Source organism: Muricauda sp. SCSIO 65647 (assembly GCF_021534965.1).
Lineage (GTDB): Bacteria > Bacteroidota > Bacteroidia > Flavobacteriales > Flavobacteriaceae > Flagellimonas_A.
On record NZ_CP091037.1, the window covers coordinates 1,139,558 to 1,153,394 of the forward strand.

Consider the following 13,837-nt stretch of genomic DNA (forward strand, 5'->3'; position numbering starts at 1 on the left):
GTTAAGGTCAATATTACATTCAGTTAAGTCTTGGAAACCCTTCCCATGCTGAACAGCACTTGTCATATCGGATATTTCACATCATTTTCTTGAACGCCCTACTTACGAGAGCATTATATAAATCAAGATGGTGAGTCCGGTAAGTATAATGCCAGCCTCTTTTACCCATGGCCAGGCCTTATCTGGATATCGGTAGGTTTCATGCACATAATCGGCCGTGGGGCGACCTTTGGATACCAAGAACATGATGATGAAGTTCAATACGAATTCCATGCCCCAAAGATGGACAAAGTGGATGTCTAAGTTTAAAATGAAGGTGGTCAAAATATAAAACAAAAATCCAAATAAAAGCCCCGCTTTGGCCCCAATGGCATTAATCTGTTTTACGAAAATTCCCGCAATGATCACCGAGGAAATGGGAATAAAGAAAATACCGTTCAATTCTTGTAACAGAAAGTAAAGCCCATCTGGTGCATAGGCCACAAATGGTGCAATACTGATGGCCCCTACTGCAAGAACAACAGAGGTCAACTTGCCCCATTTCACCAATTGGGCATCGGAAACTTTTTTGTTGATGATCTTTTTATAGATATCATAGCAAAAAATGGTACTGGCAGAGTTCAACACACTATTGAAGGTACTCAGCACAGCCCCCAATACCACAGCGGCAAAGAACCCGTACAAGTAGGCGGGCAGCACCTTCTTCACCAGCAGAGGGTAAATCAAATCTGGATTTGCATAAAACTCATCCTGAAAGTAGTAATAGGCAATCAGTCCGGGTAACACAATGATGCAGGGCACAAACAGTTTTAAAACGCCTGTATAGATAAGTCCCTTTTGGGCCTCCGCCAGATTTTTGGCCCCAAACGCCCGTTGAATGATGGCTTGGTTCATCCCCCAGAAATACAATTGATTGATCATTAGGCCGGTGAATAGAGTGGAAAATGGTAAAATGGAATCTGGACTACCTATGATATCAAATTTGTCAGGCGCAAAATCATAGACCTTGGTCAGCCCATCGACCACATTCCCTTTTCCGATTTGGTACAAGGCCAAGGCCGGTATGAGCAATCCGCCCAACATAAGGCCAATACCATTAAGACTGTCTGAATACGCCACTGCCTTCAACCCTCCGAAGATGGCATAGAGCGACCCTATAACGCCGATGGTCAATATGGTGTACAGCAGTGCCTCGGTCTTGGTAATATTGAACATTTCGGTAAACTCAAAAACACTTTCAATATTAATGGCACCCGAATACAAAACAATTGGTAACAGTGTTACCACAAAGGATAGCATCAACAAAAAGGCCACGATTGACCTAGTGGCCCCATCAAACCGCTTTTCCAAAAACTCTGGAATGGTCGTCAATCCCATTTGTATAAAACGGGGAAGAAAGAATATGGCGGCAATGACCAAGGCTATGGCAGAAGTTACCTCCCAAGCGATGACAATGATTCCGTTTTTATAGGAACTGCCGTTCATACCGATAAGGTGCTCGGTGGAGATATTGGTCAGAATCATGGATCCGGCGATGATGGGCCCTGTCAAGGTTTTCCCTGCAAGAAAATATCCCTTTGCCGTCTTAAAACTATCTTTTCGGAGTTTGTACGTGGTATAAAGGATGACAAAGAGCGTAAAGCCAAAAAAGCCAAGATATGTTGCTGTCATTAAAGTTTGGTTGGTGCTCTAAAATCTCAGTTTTTCAGGCAAATATTTTTCGACAAGGTCTTCGTAATAAGGTTTTAATGCCTTTGCATCTGGCTTTACGGGTGCTTTGGTATATAAATCGTACGGATTGAATTTTTTTACCCACTCAAACATCTCATGGTCTTTTTCGTTCATCAAATGGCTATAGGCATGTTCTCGATGTTGCGCGTAAAAAGAATGATAGCGAATAATATAGAGTGCCGGCTCTGGCAAATGGTCTTTCATGATATGGTACAGGTACTCGTCATGGCCCCAGCTCATCTTCACCGCGTCCAGTCCACAGTTTTCTGAATATATTCCAAATTTGGTATTGTATCGTTCATCTTGGCTATCTGGGTTTTCGGAAAAGAATTCTGGATAGACGATCTTGTTCGAAAAAGCGCAACCGACCGGAAAGGTATCGCCAACAACTGCCCATTGCGGCTCCCCAAATAGGCATAGCACCTTTCCCATATCGTGCAAAAAACCAGTAAGCACGAACCAATCGGGATGGCCATCGGCCCTTATGGCCTCAGAGGTCTGCAACAAGTGCTGCAATTGGTCCAAATCGATATCCGGGTCACTATCGTCCACCAAAGTGTTCAAAAAATCAACGGCATCCCATAAAGACATCTCCCTTTTATTGAACTGCAATAACTCCTCCTGCTTTTGACAAACAAAATCATAGGTCTGAAACTTATGGTTCAACCTGTAGAACTCCCTGACCGTATCGACCCTATACGAATCTTCATAATTTCGGAATTCCTCTTTTTTCTTGCCATCTTCCGCAGGATCTGGATAACGTTTTAAAATATCCTCTTCCCAATGCTCCAATGATTCCAACGGATTGTTCTTATCTATGCCCATTTGTCTTAAATTATATGTGAATGCTGTTATTCATTTTCTCCAGATCGTTGTGTTTTTGAGCCCCAATTGACCATTGCATTTCTTTCGTCAACATGACCCTGTACTTCAAACATACCACTTCATATCGGTCTTGAAATGGACAAATATTTCAAAACTATGAACATATTGGTTATTTATAGCATCAAAGCACCAACAGGCTCAGCTACTTAATCAATTTACTTGGCGGAAACCCAAACTGTTTTTTAAAGCATCTACTGAAATACAGGGGGTCATTGAATCCTATATAATCGGTAACCTCCGATACGTTATATTTTTTGGTTTTTAAAAGTTGTGCCGATTTTTTTAAGCGCACTGTTCTAATGAACTCATTGGGGGCCAGATCGGTCAACTCCTTGATTTTGCGATATAACTTGGAGGAGCTCATCCCCAACTCCCTGCACAAAAAAGTGGTGGTGAGCTTGGGATTGTTTAAGTTTATATGGACCAAATCCGTAACCTTTCGCATAAACTCTTCATCGATGGGCGAATTGGTCAAAAGTCCAACTTCGCTTTCCACTTCCCCTGAAAACTTGGCCTTAAGCTCCAAACGGGTACGGATGATGTTCTCTATCCGGGACTTCAGTAGGGAGGGATCGAACGGTTTTACCAGATACCCATCAGCCCCTACATCATACCCTTTTATCTTGTCTTCATTTTCAGATAGTGCCGTTAGCAAGATTACTGGGATATGGCTGATAAATTCATCATTTTTAAGGGCTTCACAAAACCTGTGGCCATCCATCACGGGCATCATCACATCTGCCACACAGAGTACGGGCCTTATTTGTCGGCATAGTGCCAATCCCTCCTCTCCATTTTCTGCTTGGTACACCTTATAGTAATCCGATAGATAATCCACCAGATAACTTCTTAGTTCTCCATTGTCTTCAATGACCAAGATTTTTTCCTTGAGATGGGTGCTTTGAATGATTTTTTTGGCCGATTGCACCTGTACGGACTCCGCTTCTTTCGGTTTGGCGGAATATTCGAATACTTCGGTCTCTTTGTAAAACTTGCGGGCTATGGGCAGTTCTAGGGTAAATATGCTGCCCTGCCCATGGGTACTTTGCAGGTTGATCGTACCTTTATGAAGTTCGGTCAACGATTTGACCAGAGCTAGCCCAATACCGGTACCTGTATTGTTTTCCTTACTATTGGCGGCTTGGTAGAACCTTCTGAATATTTTTTTATGGCTCTCTACCGGTATTCCGATGCCATTATCGCTCACCTCGACGACCAACCAGCCCATGGGGTTGTCTTTTAGGCCAATGTAAACATCTACATGCCCATGGTTGGGTGTAAACTTCAACGCATTGGATAACAAGTTATATAGAATTTTATCGAATTTGTCATGGTCAACCCATCCTATGATTTCTTCTTCCTCAGCACTTAAATTATAATGGATTTTTTTATTGGAGGCCAGTTGCTTAAATGAAGCAAATGTGTTTTGGGTGTGCAGCATAATATCGGTCTGGGTCACTTTTAGCTTTAGCTCACCCGTTTGCGCCTTTCTGAAGTCCAAGATTTGATTGACCAAGCCCAATAGCCGATTGGTATTTTGGTGGATAAGGTTGAAACGGTTCAACTGGTATTTGTTCCCATTTTCCTCCCCTTCTTCAATCAATTGCTTTACGGGTCCCAAGATAAGGGTCAATGGGGTTCGCAGCTCGTGGGAAATATTGGTGAAGAACCGTAGTTTTTCGTTGTTCAGCTTTTCATCATGCTCTCGTTTCACCTTCACCATAAGCAGTTCTCGCTTTAGCCTTAATCTATTCTTTATCTCCCTTCTGATAAAATAGAAAATCACAGAGGCGAAGAACAGAAATAGCAATACGGCCTTGTAGGTAAGCCAAAATGGTGGGGATATACTGATATCATATGAATTTTCACCGCTCCAATACCCATTGCTGTTGCCAGCCCTAACCTTAAAAACATAATCATCTGGATATAGGTTGGTGTACCGGACCGTTCTTGAGGCACTATTGACCGCGATCCAGTCTTCGTCAAAGCCTTCGAGTTTATACTCGTATTGGTTTGAACGCTCCCGAACATAGGACGGCATAGCAAACTTTAAGGAAAAATTACGGTTGTCAAAGTCAAGCGCTATCCTTTTTGCATAATTTAAATCTTCGGTCAGCAACTTTTGTCCATTGATGACCGTTCCGGGCAATACCTCTCGATGGGCAATTTTGAATTCTGTAATCAAGGGTTGGGGCGCCAAATGGTTTTCAGATATCTCCAAGGGCGAAAAATATATCACCCCATTGTCACCCCCAAGATAAATTCGCGAATCATCATAAAACAAAAAACCCCTTTTGTTGTAGATGTTGGAACGCACCCCATTGTTCACAAAAAATATCCTGAAATCATCTGTTCTTGGGTTGTACTTTGCTATCTGGTTGTAGTTCATGTTCAGCCACATGTGGCCCGTTGAATCGATACCTATATCGGTGACCCAGATATTCTTTAATTCCTTGGGGGCATCCTTGGCCAGAAACCGATCCCTTTGGGGATCGTAAAAATTGAGTCCATGTCGGGTTGCGGCCCATACCCGGCCGTCTTGATCAATCGCAATATCCTTTACTTTGTTGTTGGTCAATCCGTTTTCCACATTGTCATCATGCCCATACCGTTTCACCTGTCCATTGATCTCATCGTATCTGAAAACACCATTTTCCGTGGCAATCCAAAGCAAACCATACCTAGAGCCCACAATTTTGTTGATTTCCTCGGTGCCCAGGCTTTCTTTGGCCAAGGGTATGCACTTCTTGGTACCGAAATCGTATTGCCAGAGACCTTTTCCCTTGGTTCCGACCAGTAACTTGTCAGGTTCTCGTTGGTAGAAAGAGAAAATAGGGCCATTTTCAAATCCCAACCGTACTTCTTTTATGGTCTTGAAATCATGATTATAGCAATAGACTTTGCCATCCCACATGCCGATGTAGAATATTTTTTGATCTAGGGAATAGATGCTGGCAATCCGCTGCTCCACATCAAAGATCTTTTTGACTTTCGTTCCGTTGGCCAAATAGATACCGTTAAAATGGGTTCCTATCAACAGTTGCCCATCATGGGTTTTTCCAAAACTGCTGACTACGGGCGGTACCCTAGTGGAAAACGCACTCTCGGAAATGAGTTTGAACTGGTTGCCAAAGGGGTCGTATTTCTCCAGCCCATTTTCGGTTCCAATCCATAAAACCCCTGATTTGTCAAAAAACAGCGCGGAAATATAATTGTTGACCAACGAGTTGGTATTGAGCATATCGGGTAGGTGGCGCTTGTATTTGCCTTCGGCAATATCCTCCAATGCATCACATGCTATGACGCCGTTTTGGGTACCGATCCAATATTTCTTGTCCGGACCCTGGGTGATGCACCTAAAAAAATCCGGGTCTTTTTGTTGCACCAATTCAAAGGAGTTCGAAGATTTGTCCAACTTACCAAGTCCTTCTTGGGTTCCGGCAAAAATATCTCCCTTATCATCTTCATAAATAAAATAGACCCCAGGGTTAACATCACTGTCCTTGTCCGAATATTGTAAAATATAGTTTTTGAGATTCGTCAGGTTATTGCCAGAATCGATATCAAAGGAATATATGCCATGTTTAAAGGTTCCAATCCACATTTTCTTATCACGTGTTTGGGTTATGGCCCTCACATGTTGTACATCTTCAATGTTTATTTTTATAAATTGTTCTTGGGATTGATCATAAAAACAGAGGCCTTTGAATTTAGTGCCCGCCCATACCCTGTCACGATCATCCACGAAAACCGCCCGCACCTTGCTGCCACTTATACTGTTCAAGTTGGTGGAATCGGGCAAAAAAGTAGTGAAGGTTCCGGATCGCAAACAAAATCGTGTAAGCCCCTTGCTGGTACCGATCCAAAGTTTTTCGTTTTTGTCCAGGGCCAATTTGGTGATGTCGTCGTCTCGAAGATATTGGGGATTGTCTGGTTGGGCATGGTACACTTTAAAATCGTGCCCGTCAAATCGGTTAACGCCCCCAAAGGTGCCCAACCATAAAAAACCATTTTTATCTTGTAGGATAGATCGAACGGTATTGTGTGACAGGCCATCAGTGTCTCCGTAATGTTCAAAGACAATATCTTGTGCAGCTATTGACTGAACAAATAAAAGACTGATTATAAATGCTTTTAACTTTCCCACTGTACTATAAAACTACGATAATGGTCATTTTAATTCAAATTGTCGATCAACTCTGATTACCTGCCCCTTTTCCAAATCTACCCTAAAATGATCGGAGGGCGTACCCTTCAGCATCTTTTTAAAAATCGTTGCAAATTCCCCAATCTTTTTTTGCGGCCCTTCCTTCTCCGCAGATTGGAACGCATTCAATACCAACAAATATTTTTGCAATCGATCTCGGCCAATATCGTCCAAAGCCAATTCATCCCCGTTTCGAATCTTATAAAAGTCCACCATTAGGTCAAAACCTGTCCAAGACAGCAATTGATCCCATGGCATTGTCTTATCTTCACGCATTGCCTCGGCCAACACACGATCTAAGGTTGCTTTATTTAAAATTTCACCGTTCACAAACAAATTTGAATCCATTTTAGCGGCAGCCCATAACTCTGCGCCATTTAGGGACAAAAGCAGGTTTTTTGGCCCTTTGGGCCAATCATTTTTCAAAAACCTCAACCGTACCAGTTCCCTTAAATGCCATTCGGTAAAATCACCAAAGGTGTCTGACGAAAGAATTTCGGCATCCCAAATATCTTGGGCCAAGGATTCTTTTAAATGGGCCTGTTCCATTTTATAGAGCGGAAAAAGTTCCTGAAAATTTGGAACCGTGTCCATCCGAATGGTCTCTACCTCTATTTCTTCCGATGATCGTAAAGTGGCTATTTTATAGGCAGGACAATAGGCTGCCAGGGAAGGAACCTGAACATTGACCAATGTATTGCCCGTTTTGGTGGTCTTAATTCCCGTATCATTGATATGCATGTGCCCCCCAAAATGGATTTGTAGTCCTGCCTCTGCAAATCCGAGTGCGATGGATTCAGAAGGAACACGATGCAACTGGAACGCGTTTTCTCCAAACATTTTGACCATTTCAATGGTGGCATCGTCATTAAAGTCAACCATGGGATAGTGACTGAATGCGATAAGCATCTTTTCTTGTTTCTTGGCCATGGCAACGACTTTTTCAACCCACGGAATCAAATGCCCTTTATGGGTCATTACCTGATTATAGCCAATGCTGGCACTGCCGTAGTATTTGGGGTTTGAGGGGTGGTCTTTCGTTTCATCTTCAGGGATGTAAACATTACCGTCCAAGGCCAATAACCATAACCCTTCTACCGGCTCTACCAAATAGCTTGCATCCGGAATTTTTGTCCCATGGGGTGAAATGGCATAGGTTCTGTTTTCTAAGGTTGCCAATGGCAATGCTTTTTCATAGGAATAGGTTTTGGGGGTATAATCTGAAAAAGGTGTTTCCCAGTACAGGTAATCATGCTTGGGGTAAAATCCATAATTTTTCAATTCTGTCAGCACCCCATCATAGCCCATTTTTTGAATATCGGCAGTTACAATGGGCAAAAGACCATTGGTACTTTTTTGGGCCAGCTCCAATTGACTCACAATGACTTGTTGCCGACCTCCTTCTCCCAAAAAGTCTGTTTTGCCCGCTGGCATGGCAAAGGGCCTAACGGGGTCATGGTTGCCGGTGATGGCAAAAAAAGAGATGTTATATCGCTGTGAATAACGATCCAAAATTTGACGTACGGCCCTAACATTGAGCGGTTGTCCATCATCACTAAAATCACCGGGCAGCACCACATAAGACACTCCCCGTTCAACCGCATCGTCCAAGGCTGCCAAAAATGCAAAATAGTTTTCATTGAAGAGCCGGGTAGATCGCAACTGTGCCCCCATGGTTCGTATGGTGTTGTATTTTCCGGTCGCAGGGTTTTTGACCCCAGAATAATCAATGTCATCAAAAGTGCCATAAATGTCATGTAAATGCACATCTGCCATAAAAGCAATTTTGAGAGGTTCCGATTGCATTACCCGTCTTTCAGCACAGGCAGATAGACATCCAATAAGGCACAAAATGCAACCTATTTGAACCATTTTAATAGCTTTTAGGTTTACCAAAATGGGTGCCACCGGCTTACTCTTTAACACGTTCATAGGTTCCATCATCAAAAATCACTTGAAAACCAGAGGGAAACAGGGTCGTAACAATATAATAATCTGTGGAAATCACTTGTGCGCCCGAGGCTTTGGCCTTTTCGAACCTTGTGTAATCAAGGTTTCTGGCCTCTTTGGTACCTGCATCTGCACGTGTTCTGACCATATAGCCTTTTTGGATCAGCTTCTTGATATAGTCAAAGTTGTGGACAGGATCATTGATAATTCGAAAACCGGCCTCCGGATTTCCTTCCTTGCTATTGACAAACATAGCGGCTTTGTGCAAGTTTGGGAAACCTTGTAGATATCGACCGATTTTCTCTTCATTTTCATCCAAAACAAACAAGATGCGGCCTCTGACCTCATCAAGATCCGGCCATCCCGACTGCAATACGGCTTCCTCCAAAGTTGGGTGGGTACTCCTTACAAAATCTGGGGTAATCAAATCTTCATCTTTAAAAACACTTCTGATTTCTTGGTCTATACTGTCTAGTGCATTTTTTGAAAAGGGCAAGGGTTTGGTGGTTCCGTCCACTGTCTGGTCCTTGGCATTGATCAGAATAACGATTGGGGTATGATCTGGATGTTCGGCACTCCATTTTTTAATGGCAACCAATCCATTTTTGAAAAGCAGATGATGACTTCTAAAATCGATGTCTTGGATATGGAACATTTTTAGACCCGGTCTGAGCAAGTCCTTTTTCAAATCGAATGGTCTTGGTAGCATTTCCATGCCCTGAACAATGTCGAGTCCCTTGGGATGGGCATAACGGCCACCAACGGGGTCATGAAATACATCCAGCTCTAAATTTCTTAGTCCCAAATCTAATTGTGTTCTTAATGAAGGATGTTCATATTGCAAGCCCTTTGCAGCACTGCTGTCCTTTATCCGTAGATACTGCAACAAAGGCTCCTCAATGGCGATTTTATAGCTATTATGGCTGCCTATTACCTGAATTTGGTTCCATTTAAGAGGCTCTTCCCGTGAACAGGCCACCAGTAGAACAGTCAGGGCCCATTGCAATATCATACGGTTTGTCTTTGGTTTCACACTGCCTGCGTTTTTAATCGGTCAGGGAAAACGGTCTATCTTCTTTCTGGGTTCCCCAGCTTTGATTAGGCTGTTCCCCCATTTCAAAATCGAGTACGCCGCCATCCATCATATCAAAATGGTTCAAGTAATTTTTGGTGATTGGAACGCCGTTCACCTTAAGCGATTGAATATACTTTTTGCCTTTAGATGCCCCCGGGGCATTGATTACCAACTCTTTGCCATTCTCCAAAGCAATGGTAATCTTATCAAAATGTGGCCCTGAAATCACGTACTCCGGTACTGAAGGTGCCACAGGATAAAACCCTAGGGCCGCAAAAACGTACCAAGCCGACATCTGCCCGGCATCGTCATTACCGCTAAGGCCCCCCACCTCGCTGCTGTATTCCGTTTTCATGATATGGTCCACCAGCTTTTGGGTCTTCCAAGGCTCTCCTGAAAAATTGTACAAAAAGGGAATTTGGTGTCCCGGCTCGTTACCATGCCAATACTGGCCCGCCATATGAAAATTGTCCAGATTTTGGTTGAACCCTTTTTCGCCTCCCATAAGCTTCACAAGGCCATGAACATCATGGGGAACATACCAGGTGTATTGGTAGGGTGTTCCCTCGGTGATGAAGGGTTGTCGCACATACTTGTCAAAATCCGCAATAAAGCTGCCATTGGCATACTTGCCCCGAACACAGGAATCCTGCACGCTATAGACATGGCGATAGTTTCTCGCCCGTACTGTCAAAATTTCTGCCTGCTCTATGTCACCCCTTTTTTTTGCGACACGGCTCAATGCAAAATCATCAAAGGCATATTCAAGTGTTCTTGATACCTGTTCGTTTATATGAAAGGATTCCTCTACCGGGTCCTCTAACGGCACATAACCGTATTTAAGATAGGATTCCAAGGCTCGGCGCCCCTTCCCTTGTTTGTACGCTTCAAAGTCTTCAGGCGATTCAAAGGCATTTTTTAGAAGATAGGCATATTGTTGGTCGGAAAGGTCAATCACTCCCTTGACATAGGCATCGGCCACGGTGGCTATCACATGGTCGCCAATCATGGCCGAGGTATAGTGATTCCAACAGGGAAATATGGGAAGCCAACCGCCCTGTTCGGCCATAAGGAACAAACTGTTCATCATCTGCGCATTTGCGGTGGGGGTAAGCAAGTTAAACAGCGGATGCGATGCCCTGTAGGTATCCCACATGGAGAAATCGGTAAAATGGTCGCTCCCACCAGTATTGAGCAATTGTTGTCCACCTGCAAAACTTGTGTAAGTACCATCCGCATCATTAAAGGTTCTGGGCTGCAAATAGCTGTGGTATAGAGCGGTATAAAATGTTGTTTTGTCCTTTTCGCTACCGCCTTCCACCCTGACCTTGGCCAATAGGCTTTCCCAAGTGGTTTTTAGGTTGGCCTTGGCCGATTCAAAATTCAAACGATGGGTTTCGTGCTCAAGGTTGCTTCTGGCATGGTCTATACTGGTAAAAGAGGTGCCCACAACGGCTTCAATGATTTCGCCGGGCTTCACCGTAAAGGAAGCATAACCCCCAATGTTCTTTTTATTGGCAATTTGTATTGCCTCTTCCAAGATGTCATTTTGATGGTAAACTCCATAGCTCTTAAAATTTCGGGCAAACCTAACTACAAAATATCCGCTAAATCCGGCAGGTTCACCCCAGCCTTGATAAATGCGATGCACGGGGTTGTACCCCACAATTTCATTTGATTCGGGCAAAATCTGCACAAAACCTTCCCCTTCATCGCTGTTGGGATTTACCACCACATGGGCGTCGCCCGATTTGTTATAGGTAAATTTGAAAAGACCGGAACGTTTGGTGGCAGTCATTTCAACGGTCACGTCATAGTCTTCCAACTCTACTTCATAGACAAAAGGGGTGGCCCTTTCTTTTTTATGGGAAAACTTGGATCCCCTTACCTGAGGAAGGCATTTAAGATCCCCCGAGATGGGCATAATTGTCATACTGCCATAATCTTGCACGCATGAGCCACTGAGCCAATGACTTCCCCTAAATCCTTGGATAATGGAATCTGTGTAATAGTAGGGGGCATGACATTTGGTTTCGGTCGCCTTGGTCTGGGGTGTCCAGTTGGTCATTCCGAAGGGTACGGTCACATAAGGTACCACTTGGGCGTTGTTCTCTTTACCATGCCCATGTTTTAGGGCACTTGTGGTAGTGGCAGGCGCTGTGCCAATAAGGGGATTGACGTAGGGTACCAGCGACTTTTGGGTGGTATCGCCCGTTGTTTCACAACCCAGCACCAAAAAAAGGGCCAGACTTACCATGGCCATCCCATGATGGGTTTGTAATCGAGCCTTGAAAAAGATATCCTTCATACTAACTTCCTATCAACAAGAACAGACACGGCATAAAGTCACCAAACCTTGGTCTAGTCAATTTTTTCAATGGTATTTTCTAAACGGGCATCGTTCATGACATCAACAGCTTTCTTCAACACAATTTGCTTATGTGTCGTGGAAGGGATGGCAATATTGTCAAGATTTACCTTTTCCACATCATCAAAGATGTAGCCGGGACGGTAATCTTCTTCATCTAATTGCAACGTGACATTTTTAAAGGTGATGTCTTTTACGTGCCTTACGTAAAACCCCCAAGCCGGAAGTTCCCCGAACATGGAAAACTCTGGGTAGTCATCAATTTTTTCCGGCACTTGGTCCAATCTACTCAGCGGAATGTAAGCCATGCCTTTTGAGGCCCTGCCGGGAGCCGTAATCTCAACGTTTTCAATAGTTACATCCTCCACTTTGTGTCCGGGAATGCCGGTTATCGAAGAAGGAATGGGATTGTGAAAAAAGTCAACCGCAGGCCCTCTCATATCATAGTCCAAATCGGGTCTTCCAAACGGAACCTGAACTTTGATGTCTTTTATATGGACATTCTTTATCTTGCCCGGGGTTTTTCCACTTCGGTGCCCTAGTCGGATAAAAATGGCATTGCCCGTGTTCTTGGCCACGATATTGGAGACCTTGATGTTTTCTATTACCCCCCCGTCAACACTTTCAATGGCAATGGCCGAACGAAAGGTGTCAAAAACCTCAATATTTTCTATGGTCACATTTTTGAATCCGCCATGGGAAGCGGTTCCGAACTTTAATGCGCTTGCACTGCTCTTTACGGTACAATTGGCAATATATATACTATCGTTATAATGATCTGGGTAATATGATTTTAAGCAAATACCATCGTCAGCTGAATCTACATCACAATGGGTCACCTGTACATTTTTACAATCGGTGATATCCATGCCGTCGTTGTTCCAATAGGCCCTATTGACCACTTTTAGATGGTCTAATTTCAGGTTTTCGCAAAGCTCAAAGGAAAGCCCCCAGCAAGAACCGTTGTGCAGATCCAAATCCAAAATCTCCACATTCTTGCAGGTAGAAAACCGAAAGAGTTTGGGCCTGGCGGTTTCATTGGGCCGCATTCTTCGGTAGTTGTATCTTGGGTCTATACGTTCCCCAGTGTGGTGAAGGCTATCAATGGCCAAGGCCAACTCCCTGCCCTGCCCATCAATTTTGCCCCTACCGTATATCTTGAAATTGTTCGCTTTGTAGGCTACCAACAAGGCCATTTGGGAATTGTCATCTTTTTTGGGGGATTCAGGTTTGCCCTCCATGGCTATTTCTTTGTAATGATATGGATTGGTGCTTCCCAATAGCACTGCTCCCTCCTTCAAATAAAGGCTGACATTTGATTTCATTTCCAAACTTCCCGATAGGTACCTTCCCGCAGGGAACACCAAGGTTCCCCCACCTGCTTGGGCCACGTCGTCTATCAAAGTTTGCAAGGCTACCGTATTCAGGGTGTTGCCATCAGAAGCAACCCCGTACTCGTTAACTTTATATTCAAGGTCGTCGGTTTTCTTTAGGTATGTTTGCCTGGCCTCCTCTTTTGAAAGCGGTTTTTCTTTTGTTATGACTTCTTTACACGAACCAAGAAGAAACAGGCTTGACAAAATGAGTGCAAAATATGAATACCGACGATTGAATAGCATAG

Annotated in this window: 7 protein-coding genes; all 7 read right to left on the reverse strand. The window is 43.7% G+C overall.

All coding sequences use genetic code 11. The annotated features are described in order from the left end of the window. Positions 1-102: 102 nt before the first annotated feature. Entirely contained in the window at positions 103-1,671 is a 1,569-nt protein-coding gene (locus L0P89_RS05015; protein WP_235267308.1) for a solute:sodium symporter family transporter, read from the reverse strand. 18 nt (positions 1,672-1,689) lie between these two features. Beyond that, positions 1,690-2,556, reverse strand: coding sequence for an inositol oxygenase (locus L0P89_RS05020; RefSeq protein ID WP_235267309.1), 867 nt, complete (start codon positions 2,554-2,556; stop codon positions 1,690-1,692). Between the two features lie 202 nt (positions 2,557-2,758). After that, entirely contained in the window at positions 2,759-6,763 is a 4,005-nt protein-coding gene (locus tag L0P89_RS05025; RefSeq protein WP_235267310.1) for a hybrid sensor histidine kinase/response regulator transcription factor, read from the reverse strand. Between the two features lie 24 nt (positions 6,764-6,787). Then, complete coding sequence (locus L0P89_RS05030; RefSeq protein WP_313790955.1) at positions 6,788-8,755, reverse strand: metallophosphoesterase; 1,968 nt, start codon at positions 8,753-8,755, stop codon at positions 6,788-6,790. Next, positions 8,736-9,806: a phosphatidylinositol-specific phospholipase C1-like protein gene (locus L0P89_RS05035; protein WP_235267312.1), complete on the reverse strand. Its 1,071-nt coding sequence runs from the start codon at positions 9,804-9,806 to the stop codon at positions 8,736-8,738. Before L0P89_RS05035 ends, L0P89_RS05030 begins: the two co-directional genes overlap by 20 nt. Before the next feature lie 13 nt (positions 9,807-9,819). Then, positions 9,820-12,156 carry a GH92 family glycosyl hydrolase gene (locus L0P89_RS05040; RefSeq protein WP_235267313.1) on the reverse strand — a complete coding sequence of 779 codons (2,337 nt, stop codon included), beginning with the start codon at positions 12,154-12,156 and terminating at the stop codon, positions 9,820-9,822. A 53-nt stretch (positions 12,157-12,209) separates the two neighbouring features. After that, positions 12,210-13,835, reverse strand: coding sequence for a glycoside hydrolase family 28 protein (locus L0P89_RS05045; RefSeq protein WP_235267314.1), 1,626 nt, complete (start codon positions 13,833-13,835; stop codon positions 12,210-12,212). Between the last annotated feature and the right edge of the window lie 2 nt (positions 13,836-13,837).